This is a genomic window from Streptomyces sp. CA-249302, assembly GCF_050936785.1.
Classification (GTDB): Bacteria; Actinomycetota; Actinomycetes; order Streptomycetales; family Streptomycetaceae; genus Streptomyces.
In genome coordinates this window covers 4058680-4078058 of sequence record NZ_JBNJMG010000001.1, presented here as the reverse complement: position 1 = coordinate 4078058, position 19379 = coordinate 4058680, and the positions used below count along the sequence as shown (strand labels likewise).

Here is a 19379-nt window from a genome sequence, read left to right as displayed (position 1 = left end):
TTCGTGTGCTCGGCGGGCCGGCGGGCGGCTCACAGGGACGGCGGCGGTCCGGTGACCCGCAGGTGGAAGGCCTCGGCGGAGGCCACGACCGCCGCGAGATCGAACTCCGGCGGCAGGTCCCCGGCCTCGGCGACCGGGGTGCCGTTGGCCCTGAAGTACTCCTCTATGCAGGCCGGGCTGAACAGCACGGCTATCCGCGCCCCCTCGGGCGAGCGCACCAGGTAGCTGTGCGGAACCCCGCGCGGCCCGTACGCGACCTGCCCGGGCACCAGGTCATGGCGCTGGTCGCCGACGAAGAACGTCACCTCGCCGTCGAGGACGAACCAGACCTCCTCCTCGTCCTCGTGAACGTGGTGCGGAGGTGCGTGGCCGACCGGGTCGGCGAACTCCATCAGACTGAGCCGGTTGTCGGTCGCGGTGCCGGGCAGCAGGATCCTGGCCCGGCCGCCGAGGAACCAGAAGGGTTCGCGCTCGGCCGTCGGCTCGAAGGTCGGGAAGAACCGGGTCATGTCCGCTCCTGTCGTCATCGTGGGCCGCCCAGGAAGCGCAGCAGCGTCTCGGTCATCTCTTTCGGGTGCTCCTCGTAGATCCAGTGGCCGGAGTCGGGGACGACGGCCGGGGTGACGTGGGTGGCGTACCGGCGCACCTGTTCCGCGACGGACGAACCGAGGCTGCCGGAGGCGCCGATCGCGAGCACCGGCATGGTCAGGGGCTTCTTCCGGAACCGCGCGTTGTCGGCGATGTCCTGCGGGAACGTCCGGAACCACGCGAGACTCGCTTCCAGGTGTGGGTAGTCGCGCAGGTAGGAGGCGAAGACTGCGAGGTCATCCGAGGTCAGGGCGTCCTTGTGCACCGCGATGCCCCGCATGAAGCCGGTCGTCCAGGTCAGCTCGCGGCCCCGGATCAGGCTCTCCGGGAGACCGGTCCGCAGGGAGAAGAAGCCGAAGTGCCACGCCCCTGGGCCGTCGGCCGTCAGCGACGGGAACTCGTAGACGGCCGGGTCCGGGATCGGGGCCTCGCTCAGCACGAGCTTCCTGACGCTGCCCGGGTACTGCGCCGCGTAGGCGTAGGCGACCATCGTGCCGATGTCATGGCCTACGACGTTCACGTCGTGGTCCTTGCCGAGCGACACCAGGAGCGCGTGCAGCGTGGCGGCCATGGTCTTCTTGTCGTAGCCGGACGCCGGGGCGTCACTGCGGCCCGCGCCGGGCAGGTCCGGCGCGATGACGGTGTAGTGCTCGGCGAGCGCGGGCATGATGCCGTGCCACTCGTACCAGGTCTGGGGGTAGCCGTGGATCAGGACCAGGGTCGGGCCGTGGCCGCCGATCACGTAGTCGATGCCGGTTCCGGCGACCCGGGTCCTGTGTTCGCTGAAGCCGGCGGGCATCCGCTCGCCGTGCGACGACGCCGGCCCGGCGGAGGCGGAGGCGGTGAGGGTGGTCGAGCCGAGGCCGACGGCCAGGGCGAGGAACGCGGCCACCAGGCGGCCGGATCTGGGCAGGCGGAATCTCACTGCTCTCTCCAGGGGATGCCGGGGACGGCCGGTCAGAGGGATTCGACGAGGCCGCCGTCGATGACGAAGTCGGCGCCGGTGATGTTCGCCGCGCGCGGGCCGGCCAGGTAGAGCACCAGGTCGGCGACCTCGGACGGCCTGGTGAAGCGGCCGGTCACCGACTGGTCCGCCGCGCCGCGGGCCACGTCCCGCGGGTCGACGCCCTGGGCCTGGCCGACCGTGGCGGCGACACCGCCCGCGCCTTGCCACAGCGCGGTCTCCACCGGGCCGGGACCGATGGTGTTCACCCGCACACCGCGCGGCCCCACCTCTTTGGACAGGGCCTTGCAGAAGTTGGTCAGCGCCGCCTTCGCCGCGCCGTAGTCGATGACCAGCGGGTCCGGCAGCCGGGCGTTGACCGAGGAGACGGTGACGATGTTTCCCTCGCCGGCGGTGAGCAGGTGCGGCAGCGCGGCCCGGGTGGTGCGGACCGCGGCCATGAGGTTGACCGTGAACGTCCACTCCCAGTCCTCGTCCGTCACGCCCAGGAAGCCGTCGGTCCGCGGCCGTACCGCTCCGACGTTGTTCACCAGGACGTCGACACCGCCGTGGACCGCCACGGCCTCGGCGACCAGCGCCGCCGGACCGTCGGGCGTGGCGAGGTCGACCTCCACGACGGTGAGTTCGGCACCCTGCTTCACCCGCTCGTCGAGGGCGTCGGTGCGTTCCCTCGACCCCGCGACGACACGGGAACCGGCCGCGAGGAAGGCCTCGACGATAGCCAGCCCGATGCCGCGCCCGGCACCGGTGACCACCACGGTCCGTCCGGCCAGGCCCGGGTCGGAGGTCATCGCCCGGTCTCCGGACCCTGCTGTCGCAGCCAGGTGAGAACGGTGTCCGCGACCTCGCGCCAGCCGCCGTCGATCGTCAACGAGTGCCCGCGGTCGGCGAAGTTGACGATGTCGGTGACGGCCTCGGAGTGCCGGTACTGCTTGAGGGTGGCCCGGGTGACGACCTCGGGCACCGTGTGGTCCTTGCCGCCGGAGATGAGCAGCAGCGGGCCGCGTCCGCTGTTCTCGGTGTCGACCTTCGCCGGCGAGTGGGGGTTGAAGTTGGCGGCGGCGGCCTCGTACAGCGGTTTGCCGGGCGCGGGGACGGTCCAGCGCTCGTACAGGGCCGCCGATTCCTCCTCCGGAACGGCGTTGCCGAACGCGAACCGGAACTGCTCCGCGGTCAGGGAGACCGACCGGCGCTTGTTGGCCGGGTTCCTGAAGACCGGGAACGTCGCCTTCAGCGCGGACAGCGGCAGGGGCAGGACGCCCTTGATCTGCGCGGCGTCGATCGCGACCGCCGCGGCGGCGCGGTCCTGACCGAGCAGTTTCTGCGCGATCATCCCGCCGAACGAGTGGCCGATCACGACGGGCCGCACGGGCAGGGCCTCGATCAGGGCCGCATAGTGCTCCACGACGTCGTCGATGCCGTAGCCGGCGACGCTCTCGGGGTTCAGGCGCGCCTCCTCGACGGTGTCGGGGTCACCGGGCCAACCGGGCGCGGACGGGTCGTAGCCCTCCTCGCGGAACAGCTCGATCCACGGTCGCCAGGAGGTGCTGTGCAGCCAGAGTCCGTGGACGAAGACCACGGGGAGCGGAAAGGTCATGGGCACACGAAACCCGGAACCCCGGTGCGTTCGCACCGGGGTGGCACCCCAGTGGTTCGGGGGCGTCCAGCCGTCTGTCCGTCGGTACGAACGACGAAAAGGCTCTCGGCCCGTGTTTCCACGGGCCGAGAGCCTTTTGCATCAGGGTGAGTGACGGGACTTGAACCCGCGGCATCCTGGACCACAACCAGGTGCTCTACCAGCTGAGCTACACCCACCATGACCGGCGTTACTGCTTCGGGTCTCCCCTACCGGCCGAGAAAAAGTGTACAGGGTCCGAAGGGGTGCTCGCGCACGACTTCCGCGGCGCCCCTCCGGACCGCTACTGAGCAGGCAGAACGTGCTTCGCGGCGATGGTCCTGGCGGTGTCCGAGTCGGGGCCGGGCTGGGGGACGAAGACGGCCTCGCGGTAGTAGCGGAGCTCGGCGATGGACTCGCGGATGTCGGCCAGGGCGCGGTGGTTGCCGTTCTTCTCCGGGCTGTTGAAGTAGGCGCGCGGGTACCAGCGGCGGGCCAGCTCCTTGACCGAGGAGACGTCGACGATGCGGTAGTGGAGGTAGCCCTCCAGCGTCGTCATGTCCCGGGCCAGGAAGCCGCGGTCGGTGCCGACGGAGTTGCCGCACAAGGGGGCCTTGCCGGGTTCCTTCACGTGCTCGCGGACGTAGGAGAGGACCTGGTCCTCCGCCTCCGCGAGCGTCGTACCGCCGGCGAGCTCGTCCAGCAGGCCGGACGCGGTGTGCATCTGGCGGACCACCTCCGGCATCGTCTCCAGGGACCTGGCCGGCGGACGGATGACGATGTCCACGCCCTCGCCGAGGATGTTCAGCTCGGAGTCGGTGACGAGGGCGGCCACCTCGATGAGCGCGTCGTCGGACAGCGAGAGGCCGGTCATCTCGCAGTCGATCCACACCATGCGATCGTTCATGCGACCACCCTAAAGCGGGCGCTCGCTTTTGTGGTCCCCGGCGTCGGTGCGGGCGTGACTGGGGGCTGCCGCCCCCAGACCCCCGCTGCGGCCTGAACGGCCTCGTCCTCAAACGCCGGACGGGCTGAAAACCGCCCGGCGCTTCGAGGTCACATACCGCTGCGCTGCCCCGGCAGGGTCGCCCGGCCCGCCAGATACGCCTCGCGCCCGTTCTCGGCCGAAGCCGAGGCCGACGCGGATGCCGTCGCCGACAGCGAGGCCCCCGAGCCCACCGCGCTCGCGGCCGCCCGGCGGCTCTGCAGCGGGACCGGGCCGTCAGGGTGCAGGACAGGACCCGGAGCGGCCGGCCCCGGTGTGCCCTCCACGTCCGTCGGCTTGTCGCCCTGCGGGCGGCGGGCCCGGTACGCGGCGCGGTACGCCGCCGGGGACGAGCCCAGCTGGCGGCGGAAGTGACCGCGCAGCGCGACGGGGGAGCGGAAGCCGCAGCGGCCCGCGACCTCGTCCACCGAGTAGTCCGACGTCTCCAGCAGGCGCTGTGCCTGCAGCACCCGCTGCGTGATCAGCCACTGGAGCGGGGCGCTGCCCGTCAGCGAGCGGAAGCGGCGGTCGAAGGTGCGGCGGCTCATGTACGCGCGTGCCGCCAGCGTCTCCACGTCGAACTGCTCGTGCAGGTGCTCCAGCGCCCAGGCGACGACCTCGGCGAGCGGGTCGGCGCCGATCTCCTCTGGTAAAGAGCGGTCCAGGTAGCGCTCCTGACCTCCCGTCCGGCGCGGCGGGACGACCAGACGACGGGCCAGCGCACCGGCCGCCTCGTTGCCGTGGTCCGTCCGCACGATGTGCAGACAGAGGTCGATTCCGGCCGCCGTACCGGCCGAAGTCAGTACGTCCCCGTCGTCGACGAAGAGTTCTCTCGGATCCACGTGCACCGACGGATAGCGCTTGGCCAGCGTCGGCGCGTACATCCAGTGCGTGGTGGCGGGACGGCCGTCCAGCAGGCCGGCCGCGGCGAGCACGAAGGCACCCGTGCACAGCCCGACTATGCGGGCGCCTTCCTCGTGCGCCCGGCGCAGTGCGTCGAGCGCCTCCTCCGGCGGCGGTGAAGTGATCGAGCGCCAGGCCGGTACGACGACCGTGCCCGCGCGGGAGATCGCTTCCAGGCCATGCGGCGCGGTGAGTTCCAGGCCCCCTGTGGTCCGCAGTGGGCCTTCCTCGCCGCCGCACACCAGCAGTCGGTAGCGCGGCACGCCGGCGTCCTGGCGGTCGATCCCGAACACCGACAGCGGTATGGAACTCTCGAAGATGGGGCCGCCGCTGAACAGCAGCACCGCGACGATCTCCTTGCGGCGTCGCCCGGAAAGTTTCCGGGCCGCGGCTTCCGGCGCGGCAGTGGAGTCGTGGCTCATACTGCTAAGCCCCCCTCGGTGGTCGCGGCTCCTCGGTTGTGTCGCTCCTGCACGTTTCCCCTCGGTCCTGCACGAGTCCCCCGCCGTAAGACGTCAAGATCGAATCTACTGTGTCCCGTGGTGCCGGGGTGACCCAGTTCGGGAACCGGCACATTGTCGACATGGCAACTTGGCGTGAAGCATTCGATCACGAAGCGTTGCACTCGTGGGCCGTGCAGGGAAGTGCGCCTTGTCGTGGTGGCCAATCCACGTAGGGTGCGCGGGGTCCGTTGACCCCTGTCCGTGCAGGTCGAACGGGGGTTGGGGGGTGGTGCGGGGTGGTGATGCACGGGGGCCGGAAGTTGGCTGAAAAGCGTCGGGCGCGTGCATCGAAACCGGTCAGCCGACCGGTGTATTTCCCCCAGTGTGACGTCCGCCTCTGTGTGCACCCGTACCCGTTCTGTGACGGCGGCCCCGGTGCGGGGCGCGTTCCTCGGCCAGCATTCTGGCCGCACCGCGCTCGGACTGGCGCAGCAACAGCCGGCATACGGCCGTGACGGCGGCGAGACCGAGGGCCGTACCGGCCGTGCCGGCGAGCGAGGTGCCGTACCAGAGGAGGACCACGGGAACCAGGACGCAGCTGAAGGCCGCCCAGCGGACGACGTCGGTCGCCGGGTCCTGGGGCGGGTTGGTCGCGCGGGGGGAGTCGGGGGTGGGGTGCGGTCCGGACATGCGTGCTCCCTGGGGCGTGGGTACGGGGTTCAACGCGTGTTCGACCCGTCGGTCACTGTGCGCGGGGCCCCGGACGGCCCCCGGGTAAGTGAATCCTGTGCAAACCGCCTGTACAGCGCAGCAACCATTGCGTTACGGGCGCCCCCTCGTGCATGCTCCCTGGAACCCCCACAGACCGTGGGCGGGATCTGGGCGAAGGAGGCGTGGCGCCGTACCCTTGGGGGTATGGGCGTGGGAAGACCATTCCCGGACACAGCTCCGCCGCACACTGCCGCAGTTGGCAGCGAGCTCCGCTCGCGGGCCCTCCCACAAAGGATCAAAACGCCGAGACAGCCATGGCCGCTCACGAATTCTTCGAACCCGCGGACCGCAAGCGGCCCGTCGCCGATCCCACGGCGGCCGAGCCCCAGGCGGCGGAAGAGCCACGTCATTCCTGCGATCCAGCCTTCAAGCACGGCGTCGTCGTAGGCTTCGACGGCTCCATGTCCAGTGAACGCGCCCTCGCGTACGCCATCGGCATGGCCCATCGATCCGGTTCGGGCCTGATCATCGTCCACGTCGCCAACCGGCTGCCCACCACGGTGTGGGCCGGCTGCGAGCCGCCGGTCTTCGTGGACGTCCCGGACCACCGCACCGAGGTGCTCGGACTCGAACTCGCCTGCGCGGAGTACCTGTCCGAGGTGCCCTGGATCCTCGTCGAGCGCGGCGGCGACATCTGCCACGAACTCGAAGAGGTCGGGCGGGAGTACGAGGCCGACGCGATCGTCGTCGGTTCCACGCACGGCATCGTCGGGCGGATCTTCGGCTCCGTCGCGGGGCGGCTCGCCAAGCGCGCCAAGCGCCCTGTCGTTGTCATTCCGTAACTCCCCGTTCTCCCAGGTGAGATGCGCCCTGGGAAGGGGTGGCTTTCTTTGTGCAGCGTGCAAATCTACTCGCGCGTAGAGGTGTTTGTGCTCTTGTGAAGGGCATATATCGGTCACCGCACAACTGCACATGCATGAAGGGAGCCCGCAGTGGACAAAGACGTCTCCGCGGGGACTGCGACCACCACCGTGGTCGGCCGACTCGCCCTGGGAATCACCCTGTTGGCGTTCGGACTCGGATACACCGACGTGATCAACGGCGTATCGGCCGCTGACGCCGTATCACTGGCCCACTATGTAGGCGGCGTTGCGCTGTTCGTCGCCGGACTCCTCGCCTTCCGTGAAGGCGACTCCGTCAACGGTACGGCGTTCTCGGCGCTCGGTGCGCTCTGGTTCACCTGGGCCGTCGCCGCGCACGGCTCCGCCAATGCGGGCGGGCTGTTCCTGCTGCTGTTCGCCCTCGTGGCCCTTTCCCTGACCCTCGCGGGCGGGGACCAACTCACCCAGGGCACCTACGGGTTGTTCTTCGTCTCCCTCGTGCTGCTCGCCATCGCGGAGTTCGGGACCAGCGGTTCGCTCACCAAGGTGGGCGGCTGGTTCGCCGTGGCGGCGGGGGCGGTGGCCTGGTACGCGGCGACCGCCGCGCTGGCCCACTGGCCGACCGTCCTTCCCCGACGCGCTGCAGGCCGGGGGGTGACGGCCACCGGCTGACGCAGCGGTGGGCCGGGGTACTTGGGCGGCCCCGGTCCCTGAAGGAACGACCCCCCGTGCTGGTGGCGCACGGGGGGTCGTTCATGTCCGGGAAGAAGTCCCGGAGGGAATCTGGGAGTTACTACTCCACCGTCACCGACTTCGCGAGGTTCCGCGGCTTGTCGATGTCCCGGCCCAGCGCCAACGCCGTGTGATAGGCGAGGAGTTGCAGCGGGATGCCCATCAGGATCGGGTCCAGCTCGTCCTCGTTCTTGGGGACCAGGATCGTCTGGTCCGCCTTCTCCTGGTCCTGGTGGGCCACCGCCAGGATCTTGCCGCTGCGGGCCTTGATCTCCTCCATCGCGGCGCGGTTCTTCTCCAGCAGGTCGTCGTCGGGGACGATCGCGACCGTGGGGAGGGCCGGCTCGATGAGGGCGAGGGGGCCGTGCTTGAGCTCGGAGGCGGGGTAGGCCTCCGCGTGGATGTAGGAGACCTCCTTGAGCTTCAGGGAGGCCTCGCGGGCGACCGGGTAGCCGCGGACCCGGCCGATGAAGAGCATCGAGCGGGCGTCGGCGTACAGCTCGGCCAGCTCCTTGATGCGCTCCTCCTGCTTGAGGACCTCGGTGATCTGCTCGGGCAGCTTGCGCAGGCCCTCGATGATCCGCTTGCCGTCGCGGACCGAGAGGTCGCGGGTGCGGCCGAGGTGGAGGGCGAGGAGCGCGAAGGCGACCGTCGTGTTCGTGAAGCACTTCGTCGAGACGACGCAGACCTCGGGGCCCGCGTGCACGTAGATGCCGGCGTCCGCCTCACGGGCGATCGCCGACCCGACCACGTTCACGATGCCGAAGACCCGCGCGCCCTTCCGCTTGAGCTCCTGGACGGCCGCGAGGACGTCATACGTCTCACCGGACTGGGAGACGGCGACGTACAGGGTGTCGGGGTCGACCACCGCGTTGCGGTAGCGGAACTCGGAGGCCGGCTCGGCGTCCGCGGGGATGCGGGCCAGCTCCTCGATCATCTGGGCGCCGATCATGCCCGCGTGGTACGAGGTGCCGCAGCCCAGGATCTTCACCCGGCGGATCTGGCGGGCCTCCCGGGCGTCCAGGTTCAGGCCGCCGAGGTGCACGGTGGAGAAGCGGTCGTCGATCCGGCCGCGCAGCACGCGGTCGACCGCCTCGGCCTGCTCGTGGATCTCCTTGTGCATGTACGTGTCGTGGCCGCCCATGTCGTAGGAGGCGGCCTCCCACTCCACGGTGGTGGGCTCCGACGTGGTGCGGGTGCCCTCCGTCGTGTACGTGCGGAAGTCGTCGGCCTTGAGGGTGGCCATCTCGCCGTCGTCGAGAGTCACTATCTGCCGCGTGTGGGTGACCAGCGCGGCGATGTCCGAGGCGACGAACATCTCCTTCTCGCCGATGCCGAGGACCACCGGGGAACCGTTTCGAGCCACCACGATGCGGTCCGCGAAGTCGGCGTGCATCACCGCGATGCCGTACGTGCCCTCGATCACCCGCAGGGTCTCGCGGACCTTCTCCTCCAGCGTCTGAGCCTGGGAGCGGGCGATCAGGTGGACGAGGACCTCGGTGTCGGTCTCGGAGAGGAACTCGACGCCGTCCGCCTCCAGCTTGCGGCGCAGGTCGGAGGCGTTGTCGATGATGCCGTTGTGGACGACGGCGACCTTCTGGTCGGCCGACATGTGCGGGTGGGCGTTCACGTCGGACGGGGCGCCGTGGGTGGCCCAGCGGGTGTGGGCGATGCCGGTCGTGCCCTTGAAGCGGGCCGGGACCCTGGCCTCCAGGTCGCGCACCCGCCCCTTGGCCTTGACCATCTTCAGCCCCGCCGTCTTCGGGGAGGTGACGACGATGCCCGCGGAGTCGTAACCGCGGTACTCCAGCCGCTGGAGGCCCTCCAGCAGCAGCGGGGCGACGTCACGCTTCCCGATGTATCCGACGATTCCGCACATATATACGTATCCCTCAGCGTTCGCGGATCCCGATGGATCAGCCGTAGACGATGCGGCGCAGCTGCCTGAGCGTAAGCTCCGGCGGCGCGACCGCCCGGTATTTCAGGTCCGCCTCGATCCGGTCGAAGATCTCCGCGTTCACCAGGCCCTGGGCCTGCAGCTCGCGGTGGCGGCGACGGACGTACTCCGTGGTCGTCTCGTCGAAGAAGGCGAGCACGTCCTGGATCACCCGCAGCGCCTCGCCCCGGTTCAGGGGCGTGGAGCGCGTCAGATGATCTACGAGTTCGTCGTGCACCCGGTAGATCCTGAGGTACCGCGAGGGGATTCGCAAGAATCCTGCCCGATTTCGGGCAGGCTGCTGTTAAGGATCTTTGGGGGAACGTTGAATCTCTCATGGCACTCTGTTCGCAGGCTGTCCATTCCGCGTCTTGCGGTTTGTCGTCTGTGGAGACGAGTTTCAGACGCCATGGACATTCCTCGTATGGGAGTACCCGAAGAGCTCGCCGAGCGCATGAGCATGGCCGAGCAGCACGAGTACCTGCGCGCGAGATTCTCGCGGCGCAACCTGATGAGAGGCGGTGCCGTGACCATCGGCGCCGTCGCCGGTGGCGCGTTCGTGCCGGGTGCCGTGGCGCAGGCCGCGGTCCCCACGCAGAGCACCGCCCCCGCTACCGAGTACGTCGACGGCTCCCTCGTCGCCCCGTTCGGCCGCCACCTCGCGTTCGGCAACGACGCGAGCACCGAGATGACCGTCTCCTGGCAGGTCCCGGTCGCGGTGAAGAAGCCCTTCATCCGCATCGGCGCCCACCCGTGGGACCTTTCCCGCAAGATCGAGGCCGAGATCCGCACGCTCTACACGCCGGCCGGCGTCGGCGCGAGCGCCGACCACACCCAGTACTACGTCCACGCCAAGCTCAGCCACCTGCGCCCCGGCCGGACGTACTACTACGGCGTCGGCCACCAGGGCTTCGACCCGGCCGAGCCGCACCTGCTCGGCACCCTGGGCACCTTCACCACCGCCCCCGGCCGCAGCGAGCCGTTCACCTTCACGGCCTTCGGCGACCAGGGCGTCAGCTACCACGGCCTGGCCAACGACAGCCTGATCCTCGGCCAGAACCCCAGCTTCCACCTGCACGCCGGCGACATCGCGTACGCCGACCCGGCCGGCCAGGGCAAGGCCGCCGACACCGGCTTCGACTCCCGCGTGTGGGACCAGTTCCTCGCGCAGACCGAGTCGGTCGCCAAGTCCGTGCCGTGGATGGTGAGTTACGGCAACCACGACATGGAGGCCTGGTACTCGCCGAACGGTTACGGCGGCGAGGAGGCCCGGTTCAGCCTCCCCGACAACGGGCCGGACAAGGCGCACCTGCCGGGCGTGTACTCCTTCGTCCACGGCAACACGGCGATCATCTCGCTGGACCCGAACGACGTGTCCTTCGAGATCCCGGCCAACCTCGGCATCTCCGGCGGCACCCAGACCACGTGGTTCGAGGGCCAGCTGAAGAAGTACCGCGCCTCGAAGGACATCGACTTCATCGTCGTGTTCTTCCACCACTGCGCGTACTGCACCTCCACGGCGCACGCCTCGGAGGGGGGCGTGCGACAGGAGTGGGTGCCGCTGTTCGAGAAGTACACGGTGGACCTGGTCATCAACGGCCACAACCACCAGTACGAGCGCACCGACGTCATCAAGGGCAACCAGGTCGTCAAGAAGCTGCCGATCGGCGAGACCGCGTACCCCGAGACCGAGGGCGTCGTCTACGTGACGGCGGGCGCCGCGGGCCGCAGCCTGTACGCGTTCACCGCGCCGGACTCCTACGAGGGCCACCTCAACGAGCAGGAATCCGTCGCCTCCTTCATCAACACCAAGGACGGCAAGGTCAACGAGACCGTCGCCTGGTCCCGGGTGCGCTACCTCAACTACTCCTTCCTGCGCGTGGACGTGGAGCCCGCCGCCAAGGGCCGCTACGCCAAGCTGAAGGTGTCGGGCATCGCCGAGACCGGTGACCGCATCGACCACTTCACGGTGGCCCGCCGGGCCAAGTAGCGGTACCGGTACGCCCGGAAGGCAGGGCGCACCTCCGGGCAGGCGGTCCTCACATGCGTTTGAGGACCGCCTGTTTGGCCATGGCGAACTCCTCGTCGGTCAGCACCCCGGTGCGGTGCAGCTCGCCGAGCTCCCGCAGCCGCCGTAGCAGAGCGTCGTGGTCGTCCTCGCGCGGTCCGGCGGCCGCGAGCTGCTTCGGGGGCTCCGCGAGTGGTACGTCCGTCACGGCCGGCGCGGACGGATGCGGCAGCCGTGCCTGGACCGCGGCCGCGATCAGGGCCATCAGCGGGTCCTTCTTGAAGCCCCACAGCTCCACGGAGTTGGGGTCGTACTTGGGCGGCGCCTTGGTCGGCGCGTGGCGCACGGTGAAGCGCAGATGCCCGTTCTCCAGGCCGACCGCGGGCTGCCACTCCACCGAGACGAGGTCGGTGACCGGCAGGGTGCGGGTGCCGGCGGCGGCCTTGGCGTCCTCCGTCTTCCAGTTCCACTCCAGGCGTACGTGCTCGCCGTCGAAGCTCGCGGTGCCGTCCCCGGCGGAGACCGAGAGCGGGACGGGCGGGCCGGGCAGCAGATAGCCGTCCACCGGGTCGGACGGCACCTCGTCCAGGAGCAGCGCGTTGCGGACCTCGTCCACGAAGTACTCGGCGACACCGTAGCGGTCGGACTCGACGAGCAGTTGGTACGGGTCGTTGGGCTCGGTCAGCCGGCCGCCGGAGGCGTGCAGCAGCGGGTCGGCGCCGTCGCGCAGCCGCAGCCTGAGCCGCCCCGACTTCTTGCCCTGCTCGAAGGAGACACCCGCCAACGCACCCAGCGGGACGACGAGTTCACCCAGAGTGCGGCGGAGGAGGCTGACGTTTCTGTCCCGTCCGGGCGTCAGCCGCAGGGCGTCCCCGTCGAAGGCCCACGTGCCGTCCTTCTGGATGATTTCCGCCATGGGGGGATTGTTTCACCGGATCTGCGGGAGAGTGGTCTCTACCAATCGAAGGGAGCGCATGTGAGAATGCACCGCGTTCTGGGATCGCTGCTGCTCGTGGCGGCGGTCGGCACCTTCACAGTAGGAGCCACCACGGTGACGAAAGCCGCCCCGACCCCGCTCGACCGAGTGGTTCCGGCGCCCGAGTCGGTGACACCCGGTGGGTCCCCGTACCGCATCACCCATGACACCGCCGTCCACGTGGACGGATCGGGTGAGGCACGCAGGGTCGGCGAGTACCTCGCGGACATCCTGCGCCCGTCCACCGGCTACCGACTGCCGCTGACCGCCCATGGCAAGGGCGGCATCCGACTCCGGCTGTCCAAGGGCGACTTCGGTGCGGAGGGCTACCGCCTCGACAGCGGCCCCGCAGGCGTCACCCTCACCGCCGCCCACTCCGCCGGTCTCTTCCACGGCGTCCAGACCCTGCGCCAGCTCCTGCCCGCCGCGGTGGAGAAGAGGTCCGTACAGCCCGGCCCCTGGCTGATCGCCGGCGGCAGGATCACCGACTCGCCGCGCTACGCCTACCGCGGCGCCATGCTCGACGTCTCCCGCCACTTCTTCACGGTGGTCCAGGTCAAGCGCTACATCGACGAGTTGGCCCTCTACAAGATCAACAAGCTGCACCTCCACCTGAGCGACGACCAGGGCTGGCGCATCGCCATCGACTCCTGGCCGCGGCTCGCGACCTACGGCGGCTCGACCGAGGTGGACGGCGGACCCGGCGGCCACTACACCAAGGCCGACTACAGGGAGATCGTCCGGTACGCCGCCTCCCGCTATCTGGAGGTCGTCCCCGAGATCGACCTGCCCGGGCACACCAACGCGGCCCTCGCCTCCTACGCCGACCTCAACTGCGACGGCAAGGCGCCCCCGCTCTACACCGGCACCGACGTCGGCTTCAGCTCGCTGTGCGTGAACAAGGACGTCACGTACGACTTCGTGGACGACGTGATCCGCGAGCTGGCGGCGATCACGCCGGGCCGCTATCTCCACATCGGCGGCGACGAGGCGCACTCCACGCCCCACGACGACTACGTGAAGTTCATGGACCGGGTGCAGCCGGTCGTCGCCAAGTACGGGAAGACGGTGGTGGGTTGGCACCAGCTGACCGGCGCGCACCCGGCCAAGGGGGCGATCGCGCAGTACTGGGGTCTGGACGACACCGACGCGGCGGAGAAGGCGCAGGTCGTCAAGGCCGCGCAGAACGGGACCGGCCTTGTCCTCTCGCCCGCCGACCGGGTCTACCTCGACATGAAGTACACCGAGGACACTCCGCTCGGGCAGGACTGGGCGGGGCTGGTCGAGGTGAAGCGGTCGTACGACTGGGATCCGGGCAACTACCTTGCCGGGGTGCCGGGTTCGGCGGTCAGGGGTGTCGAGGCGCCGCTGTGGACCGAGACGATCGTGACGAGCGCCGACATCGACTACATGACCTTCCCGAGGCTGCCGGGCGTCGCCGAGCTCGGGTGGTCGCCGGCCGCGACGCACGACTGGGACGGCTACAAGGTCCGGTTGGCCGCGCAGGCGGCGCGGTGGGATGCCATGGGGATCGGCTACTACCGGTCTCCGCAGGTCCCGTGGCCTGCCAACTAGGCTGAACATGCCGAACGGGCACCCCGGAGGACCGTACTCCGGGGTGCCCGTTCGCTGTGATCAGAACCCCGCGACGGGATTTTTGAGGGTTCCGATCAGCTGGAGGGCGCCCGCAGGGTCGGCGAGGTCGACCATCTGCTGGTTGTTGCGCAGCTGGAGCCGGTTGAGGCAGGACAGCGCGAACTCGGGCGCGAACATGTCGTACTGCTCGAACTTCTCGGCGAGTTCGGGCGTCGAGGCCTGGTACTCGCGGGTGACCTCGGCGACCGTCCGCCAGAAGTCGTCCTCTTCCAGGACCCCTTCGCTCGCGAGGTTCGCGGCGAGGAAGCGGAAGAAGCAGTCGAAGACGTCGGTGAAGACGGAGAGGAGCTTCTTCTCCTCGGGGACCTCCACACGCAGCCGCTCGACCGTCGGCGGCAGCACCGCGTCCGGGTCCATGACGGCGATCTCCTCGGCGATGTCCTTGTAGATCGCGCGCCGGACGACGCCGTCCTCGAGGACGAGGATCACGTTCTCGCCGTGCGGCATGTAGACCAGGTCGTAGGCGTAGAAGCTGTGCAGCAGCGGCGTGAAGTAGGCCCGCAGGTAGTGGCGCAGCCACTCCGCCGGCGCCAGTCCCGACCGCTCGATCAGCGCGCCCGCGAAGGACGCCCCCTCGTGGTCGACGTGCACGAGGGAGGCCATGGTGGCGAGGGACTCGCCGTCCCGCAGGCCGGCGACCGGGCTCTCGCGCCACAGCGCCGCGAGCATCTTCCGGTACGGCGAGTAGCGGTCCGTCGCCTTCTCGTACTCCAGGTGCCGGTAGCCGACGGCCGCCCGCTCCCGGATGATCGACAGACCCGTGGCCTTCAACACCGGGTCGCCCTCGACGAGTTGGGCCAGCCAGTCGTTGATCGCGGGGGTGGCCTCCATGTAGGCGGCCGAGAGTCCGCGCATGAAGCCCATGTTGATGACGGACAGGGCCGTCTTCACGTAGTGCTTCTCGGGGCTGGAGGAGTTGAAGAAGGTCCGGATGGACTGCTGGGCCAGGTACTCGTCGTCGCCCTCGCCCAGACACACCAGGTGCTTACGGGCGACCTCGGCGGCGAAGGTGACGGTGAGCTTGTTCCACCACTGCCAGGGGTGGACGGGGATGAGGAGGTAGTCGGCGGGGTCGAGGCCCTGCTCGCGCAGGACGTCGTCGAAGCGCTCGACGGTCTTCTCGCCCAACTCCTCGCGCACGAAGGACTCGTACTCGATTCCGACACCGGCCGTGAAGGCGGCACGGGACCGGTGCGCGGCCAGCCACACCAGCCGGACCGGGCTCGCGGTCTCGGGGGCGTACGACAGGTACTCGTGGATGCCGAAGCCGAGCCGGCCGTTATTGGCGACGAAGCAGGGGTGGCCCTCGGTCATGCCGGTCTCGATGGCCTGGAAGTCGGATCGCACCAGCTCGGCGACCGGGAGCTGCGGCTTGGTGAGCTTGTAGCAGGTGCCGGAGAGGGTGGAGGAGATCTCCTCCAGGTAGACCGGCAGGATCTCGTCGCTCAGGCCGAGCGCGTTCCTCAGCTCGATGAAGAAGTCCAGGGCGGCGAGGGGGAGTTCGGCGCCGTCGCGGTGGCGGGTGATCGAGTCGGCGTCGACCTGCCAGTGGTCGAGGGCACGGCGGGCGGCGGTGAAGCGGTAGCGGGTGAGGCCGTCGTCGCTGCGGACGACGTACGTGTCGCCGTCCGGCTCCGGCGTGATCAGCCGCTCGTGGGCGAACTCGGCGAGGGCCTTGCGGATCAGGAGGCGGTTGGCCTTCTCCCAGCGCTCGGGGGAGAGGTGGGCGACGGAGTCGGCGAGGCTCATGCGGGCACCATCGCCTTCTCGAACTGTTCGCGGGTGCAGAAGCTCAAAAGGGCCATTTTCTCGGGCTTCTGGATCTCGCGCTCGGCGATGAATCCGACGGCTTCGTTCAGGGCGTGGACGGCCTTGTTGGTGACGTCCGGTTCGACGACCACGCGCTCGGCCGACGGGTCCTCGAAGAGGTGCGCCATGACGGCGGTGATGACCGCGCGGGTGAAGCCGTGGACGGGCGTGTCGGTCGGCGGGGTGAGGAAGTGCATGCCGACGTCACCCGGCAACGGCTCGTACAGGCCCACCAGTTCGCGGTGGCGGGGGTCGTAGTACTCCATGAGGAAGGCGGGGACGCCGTACCGGTCGAGGCCCAGCAGCGCGTGGTGGTGCTCGTCGGCCGCGATCTCCATGTAGGCGCGCTCGACGTCGACCAGGCTCGCGTCCTGCATCATCCAGAAGGCCGCCTTGGGGTGGGTGACCCAGGAGTGCAGGAGTTCGCCGTCCTTCAAGGGGTCGAGGGGACGGAACGTGAAGGTCATACGGCGAACTCCTGGAACGCGATGGTCTTCTCGACCGGGTAGTACTCGGTGCCGAGCAGCTCACGGATGATGTAGCTGTTGCGGTAGGCACCCATGCCCAGGTCGGGGCTGGTGATGCTGTGGGTGTGGACGCCGGCGTTCTGGAGGAAGACGCCGCGGCCGGTGGTGTCGATGGAGTAGTTGCGGGCGATGTCGAAGTTGCCCTGGGAGTCGTAGCGCAGCCGGTCCTTCACCGGGGCCAGGAACTCGGGCTCGGCGTACTTGTAGCCGGTGGCCAGCACCAGGCCCTGCGTCTCGAGGTCGTACTCCTTGCCCTGCTCCTCCTGACGGAAGGAGAGGGTGTACGTGCCGTTCTCCCAACGCGCTTTTTCGAGCGCCGAGTTGGTGAGCAGCCGGGTGGGCACCGGGCCGCCGAGGTTCTTCTGGTAGAGCAGGTCGAAGATCTCGTCGACGAGGTCGCCGTCGATGCCCTTGAAGAGGCCCTTCTGCTGCTGGGTGAGCCGGTAGCGGGTGGCCTCCGGGAGCTCGCGGTAGTAGTCGATGTACTCCGGGCTCGTCATCTCCAGCGTGAGCTTGGTGTATTCGAGCGGGAAGAAGCGCGGCGAGCGCGTCACCCAGTTCAGCCGGTAGCCGTGGACGTCGATCTCGCTGAGCAGGTCGTAGTAGATCTCGGCGGCGGACTGCCCGGAGCCGACGATCGTGATCGAGTCCTTCTTCTGGAGCTCCGCCTTGTTCTGCATGTAGCGGGAGTTGTGGAAGAAGTCGCCGCCCAGACCGCGCACGGCCTCCGGGTGGTGCGGCGAGGTGCCGGTGCCGAGGACCAGGTGCCGGGCGCGGTAGACGTCACCGGCCTCGGTCCGCACGCCGTAAAGGCCGTCCTCGTACGTCACTTCGGCGACCGTCGTGCCGAAGCGCACGCTGCTCAGCCGGTTGGCGGCCCAGCGGCAGTAGTCGTCGTACTCCACCCGCAGCGGATAGAAGTTCTCCCGGATGTAGAACGAGTACAGCCGGCCCTTCTCCTTCAGGTAGTTGAGGAAGGAGTACGGCGAGGTCGGGTCGGCGAGCGTGACCAGGTCCGACATGAACGGGGTCTGGAGGTGCGCGCCGTCCAGGAACATGCCCGCGTGCCACTCGAAGTCCGGCTTCGACTCCAGGAAGACGCCGTCGAGTTCGTCGATCGGCTCGGTGAGACAGGCCAGGCCCAGGTTGAAGGGGCCGAGCCCGATCCCCACGAAGTCGAGGGTTTTGGACGGGGTTTCAGGACGCGCGGTCAAGGGACTCTCCCAGGTACTGCTCGGCGTGGCCGGCGATCAGGTCGAGGACGGCGGCGATGTCGGCCGTCGTGGTCTCGGGGTTGAGCAGGGTGAACTTCAGGTAGTGGCGGCCCTGGACCTTCGTGCCCGCGACCACGGCGTCGCCGGAGGCGAACAGGGCCTTGCGGGCGTACAGGTTGGCGCGGTCGATCTCGGCCGGGTCGGTGACGGCGGCCGGTATGTAGCGGAAGACGAGGGTGGAGAGCGTGGGCTCGACGACCACGTCGTAGCGCGGGTCCGCGGCCAGGATCCGCCAGCCCTCCACCGCCAGGTCGCAGACCTCGTCGAAGAGTTGGCCGATGCCGTCGGCGCCCATCGTGCGCAGGGTCATCCACAGCTTGAGGGCGTCGAAGCGGCGGGTGGTCTGGAGGGACTTGTCGACCTGGTTGGGGATGCGCTCGGTGACCATGCGCTTCGGGTTGAGGTACTCGGCGTGGTAGGTCGCGTGGCGTAGCGTCGAGGCGTCCCGGACCAGTACGGCGGACGAACTCACCGGCTGGAAGAAGGACTTGTGGTAGTCGACGGTGACCGAGTCGGCGCGCTCGATGCCGTCGATGCGGTCCCGGTACTTCAGCGAGGCCAGCAGTCCGCAGCCGTAGGCGGCGTCGACATGCATCCAGGTGCCGTACTGCTCGCAGAGCTCGGCGATCTCGGGCAGCGGGTCGATCGAGCCGAAGTCGGTGGTGCCGGCGGTGGCGACGACGGCCATCGGGATCAGGCCGTCGCGGCGGCAGCGCTCCAGCTCGTGGGCGAGGGCGACGGTCTGCATCCGCTTGTCGTGCCCGACGGGGACGGAGACGACCGAGTCCTGGCCGAGACCCAGCAGTTTCGCGGACTTCTTCACGCTGAAGTGGCTGACCTCGGAGGCGAAGATGCGCAGTTTGGCTAGGGAGTCGGTCTTCGACTCCTCGCGCGCCAGCAGCAGGGCCTGGAGGTTGGACTGGGTCCCGCCGGAGGTGAAGACGCCGTCGGCGTTCTCGCCGAGGCCGATACGGGCGGTGGTCCAGTCGATGAGCTTGCGCTCGATCAGGGTGCCGCCGGCCGACTGGTCCCAGGTGTCCAGGGAGGAGTTGACGGCGGACAGGACGGCCTCGCCGAGCACCGCCGGGATGACGACCGGGCAGTTGAGGTGGGCCAGGTAGCGGGGGTGGTGGAAGTAGATCGCGTCCCGGAGGTAGACCTCCTCCAGCTCGTCGAGCACGGCCCCGGTGTCGTGCAGCGGCCGGTCGAGGTCGATCGCGTCGATCCGGGGAGCGAGAGCGTCGACCGTGACGCCGGTGAACGGGCTTTCGGTGGCGGCGAGTTTGGCGGCCACCCGCTCGACGCCTTCCGTGACGGAGCGACGGTACTGCTCCGCGGTCGTGTCATTGAGCAGGTGCGAGCGCATGTGCG

18 protein-coding genes and 1 tRNA gene are annotated in these 19379 nt (G+C 69.3%); 4 read left to right on the top strand and 15 right to left on the bottom strand.

Annotated features, from left to right (window positions below; all coding sequences use genetic code 11):
* Positions 1-29 precede the first annotated feature (29 nt).
* The 8 genes from ACQEWB_RS18215 to ACQEWB_RS18180 all read right to left on the bottom strand — a co-directional run bounded on the left by ACQEWB_RS18215 (position 30) and on the right by ACQEWB_RS18180 (position 6188).
* Positions 30-509, bottom strand: a complete 480-nt coding sequence (locus tag ACQEWB_RS18215; protein ID WP_432832184.1) for a cupin domain-containing protein — start codon at positions 507-509, stop codon at positions 30-32.
* A 14-nt stretch (positions 510-523) separates the two neighbouring features.
* Positions 524-1513, bottom strand: a complete 990-nt coding sequence (locus ACQEWB_RS18210) for an alpha/beta fold hydrolase (protein ID WP_432832182.1) — start codon at positions 1511-1513, stop codon at positions 524-526.
* A gap of 32 nt (positions 1514-1545) precedes the next feature.
* Complete coding sequence (locus tag ACQEWB_RS18205) at positions 1546-2343, bottom strand: oxidoreductase (RefSeq protein WP_432832180.1); 798 nt, start codon at positions 2341-2343, stop codon at positions 1546-1548.
* Complete coding sequence (locus ACQEWB_RS18200) at positions 2340-3149, bottom strand: alpha/beta hydrolase (RefSeq protein WP_432832178.1); 810 nt, start codon at positions 3147-3149, stop codon at positions 2340-2342. Before ACQEWB_RS18200 ends, ACQEWB_RS18205 begins: the two co-directional genes overlap by 4 nt.
* A 145-nt stretch (positions 3150-3294) precedes the next feature.
* Positions 3295-3367: transfer RNA gene (locus ACQEWB_RS18195), tRNA-His, on the bottom strand.
* Between the two features lie 104 nt (positions 3368-3471).
* The gene (gene orn, locus ACQEWB_RS18190; protein ID WP_432832176.1) at positions 3472-4074 is read right to left on the bottom strand and encodes an oligoribonuclease; all 603 of its coding nucleotides are present in this window, start codon (positions 4072-4074) and stop codon (positions 3472-3474) included.
* A 149-nt stretch (positions 4075-4223) separates the two neighbouring features.
* Complete coding sequence (locus tag ACQEWB_RS18185) at positions 4224-5477, bottom strand: helix-turn-helix domain-containing protein (protein ID WP_432832174.1); 1254 nt, start codon at positions 5475-5477, stop codon at positions 4224-4226.
* Positions 5478-5855: 378 nt separating this feature from the next.
* Complete coding sequence (locus ACQEWB_RS18180) at positions 5856-6188, bottom strand: hypothetical protein (protein WP_432832172.1); 333 nt, start codon at positions 6186-6188, stop codon at positions 5856-5858.
* A gap of 335 nt (positions 6189-6523) precedes the next feature.
* On the opposite strand from ACQEWB_RS18180, the gene ACQEWB_RS18175 reads away from it, so the two are divergent.
* Together ACQEWB_RS18175 and ACQEWB_RS18170 are read left to right on the top strand one after the other, a co-directional pair.
* Positions 6524-7051 (top strand): universal stress protein, encoded by a 528-nt coding sequence (locus ACQEWB_RS18175; protein ID WP_432832170.1) that lies wholly within the window; start codon positions 6524-6526, stop codon positions 7049-7051.
* A 150-nt stretch (positions 7052-7201) separates the two neighbouring features.
* Positions 7202-7762 (top strand): GPR1/FUN34/YaaH family transporter, encoded by a 561-nt coding sequence (locus tag ACQEWB_RS18170; RefSeq protein ID WP_432832168.1) that lies wholly within the window; start codon positions 7202-7204, stop codon positions 7760-7762.
* 121 nt (positions 7763-7883) lie between these two features.
* On the opposite strand, the gene glmS is transcribed toward ACQEWB_RS18170, so the two are convergent.
* Both glmS and ACQEWB_RS18160 read right to left on the bottom strand, forming a co-directional pair.
* Positions 7884-9701, bottom strand: coding sequence for a glutamine--fructose-6-phosphate transaminase (isomerizing) (glmS, locus tag ACQEWB_RS18165; RefSeq protein WP_432832166.1), 1818 nt, complete (start codon positions 9699-9701; stop codon positions 7884-7886).
* 37 nt (positions 9702-9738) lie between these two features.
* A complete protein-coding gene (locus ACQEWB_RS18160) occupies positions 9739-9996 on the bottom strand; it encodes a hypothetical protein (RefSeq protein ID WP_432843877.1) in 258 nt (85 codons plus the stop codon).
* Between the two features lie 186 nt (positions 9997-10182).
* Between ACQEWB_RS18160 and ACQEWB_RS18155 the strand changes: the two genes are divergently transcribed.
* A complete protein-coding gene (locus tag ACQEWB_RS18155; protein WP_432832164.1) occupies positions 10183-11748 on the top strand; it encodes a purple acid phosphatase family protein in 1566 nt (521 codons plus the stop codon).
* 49 nt (positions 11749-11797) lie between these two features.
* Here the strand turns inward: ACQEWB_RS18155 and ACQEWB_RS18150 are convergent, their stop codons facing one another.
* On the bottom strand, positions 11798-12682 hold the full coding sequence (locus tag ACQEWB_RS18150; RefSeq protein ID WP_432832162.1) for a DUF4429 domain-containing protein: 885 nt from the start codon (positions 12680-12682) through the stop codon (positions 11798-11800).
* A 66-nt stretch (positions 12683-12748) separates the two neighbouring features.
* Here ACQEWB_RS18150 and ACQEWB_RS18145 point away from each other — a divergent pair, with 66 nt between their 5' ends.
* On the top strand, positions 12749-14317 hold the full coding sequence (locus ACQEWB_RS18145; protein ID WP_432832160.1) for a beta-N-acetylhexosaminidase: 1569 nt from the start codon (positions 12749-12751) through the stop codon (positions 14315-14317).
* Positions 14318-14377: 60 nt separating this feature from the next.
* Here the strand turns inward: ACQEWB_RS18145 and ACQEWB_RS18140 are convergent, their stop codons facing one another.
* Genes ACQEWB_RS18140 through desA form a run of 4 tightly spaced genes read right to left on the bottom strand, consistent with a single transcriptional unit; the run spans position 14378 to position 19374 of the window.
* Positions 14378-16147: an IucA/IucC family protein gene (locus ACQEWB_RS18140; protein WP_432832158.1), complete on the bottom strand. Its 1770-nt coding sequence runs from the start codon at positions 16145-16147 to the stop codon at positions 14378-14380.
* Complete coding sequence (locus ACQEWB_RS18135) at positions 16144-16674, bottom strand: GNAT family N-acetyltransferase (protein ID WP_432832156.1); 531 nt, start codon at positions 16672-16674, stop codon at positions 16144-16146. The genes ACQEWB_RS18140 and ACQEWB_RS18135 overlap by 4 nt, the downstream gene beginning before the upstream one ends.
* Positions 16671-17948, bottom strand: a complete 1278-nt coding sequence (locus ACQEWB_RS18130) for a lysine N(6)-hydroxylase/L-ornithine N(5)-oxygenase family protein (RefSeq protein ID WP_432832154.1) — start codon at positions 17946-17948, stop codon at positions 16671-16673. The genes ACQEWB_RS18135 and ACQEWB_RS18130 overlap by 4 nt, the downstream gene beginning before the upstream one ends.
* Positions 17932-19374, bottom strand: a complete 1443-nt coding sequence (desA, locus tag ACQEWB_RS18125; protein WP_432832152.1) for a lysine decarboxylase DesA — start codon at positions 19372-19374, stop codon at positions 17932-17934. Before desA ends, ACQEWB_RS18130 begins: the two co-directional genes overlap by 17 nt.
* Positions 19375-19379: the final 5 nt, after the last annotated feature.

Coding starts and splice junctions, on each gene's coding strand:
- ACQEWB_RS18155 (WP_432832164.1), top strand. CDS start 10,183: ATGGGAGTACCCGAAGAGCTCGCCGAGCGCATGAGCATGGCCGAGCAG.
- ACQEWB_RS18145 (WP_432832160.1), top strand. CDS start 12,749: ATGCACCGCGTTCTGGGATCGCTGCTGCTCGTGGCGGCGGTCGGCACC.
- glmS (WP_432832166.1), bottom strand. CDS start 9,701: ATGTGCGGAATCGTCGGATACATCGGGAAGCGTGACGTCGCCCCGCTG.
- ACQEWB_RS18140 (WP_432832158.1), bottom strand. CDS start 16,147: ATGAGCCTCGCCGACTCCGTCGCCCACCTCTCCCCCGAGCGCTGGGAG.
- ACQEWB_RS18215 (WP_432832184.1), bottom strand. CDS start 509: ATGACCCGGTTCTTCCCGACCTTCGAGCCGACGGCCGAGCGCGAACCC.
- ACQEWB_RS18175 (WP_432832170.1), top strand. CDS start 6,524: ATGGCCGCTCACGAATTCTTCGAACCCGCGGACCGCAAGCGGCCCGTC.
- orn (WP_432832176.1), bottom strand. CDS start 4,074: ATGAACGATCGCATGGTGTGGATCGACTGCGAGATGACCGGCCTCTCG.
- ACQEWB_RS18200 (WP_432832178.1), bottom strand. CDS start 3,149: ATGACCTTTCCGCTCCCCGTGGTCTTCGTCCACGGACTCTGGCTGCAC.
- ACQEWB_RS18135 (WP_432832156.1), bottom strand. CDS start 16,674: ATGACCTTCACGTTCCGTCCCCTCGACCCCTTGAAGGACGGCGAACTC.
- ACQEWB_RS18185 (WP_432832174.1), bottom strand. CDS start 5,477: ATGAGCCACGACTCCACTGCCGCGCCGGAAGCCGCGGCCCGGAAACTT.
- ACQEWB_RS18205 (WP_432832180.1), bottom strand. CDS start 2,343: ATGACCTCCGACCCGGGCCTGGCCGGACGGACCGTGGTGGTCACCGGT.
- ACQEWB_RS18180 (WP_432832172.1), bottom strand. CDS start 6,188: ATGTCCGGACCGCACCCCACCCCCGACTCCCCCCGCGCGACCAACCCG.
- ACQEWB_RS18150 (WP_432832162.1), bottom strand. CDS start 12,682: ATGGCGGAAATCATCCAGAAGGACGGCACGTGGGCCTTCGACGGGGAC.
- desA (WP_432832152.1), bottom strand. CDS start 19,374: ATGCGCTCGCACCTGCTCAATGACACGACCGCGGAGCAGTACCGTCGC.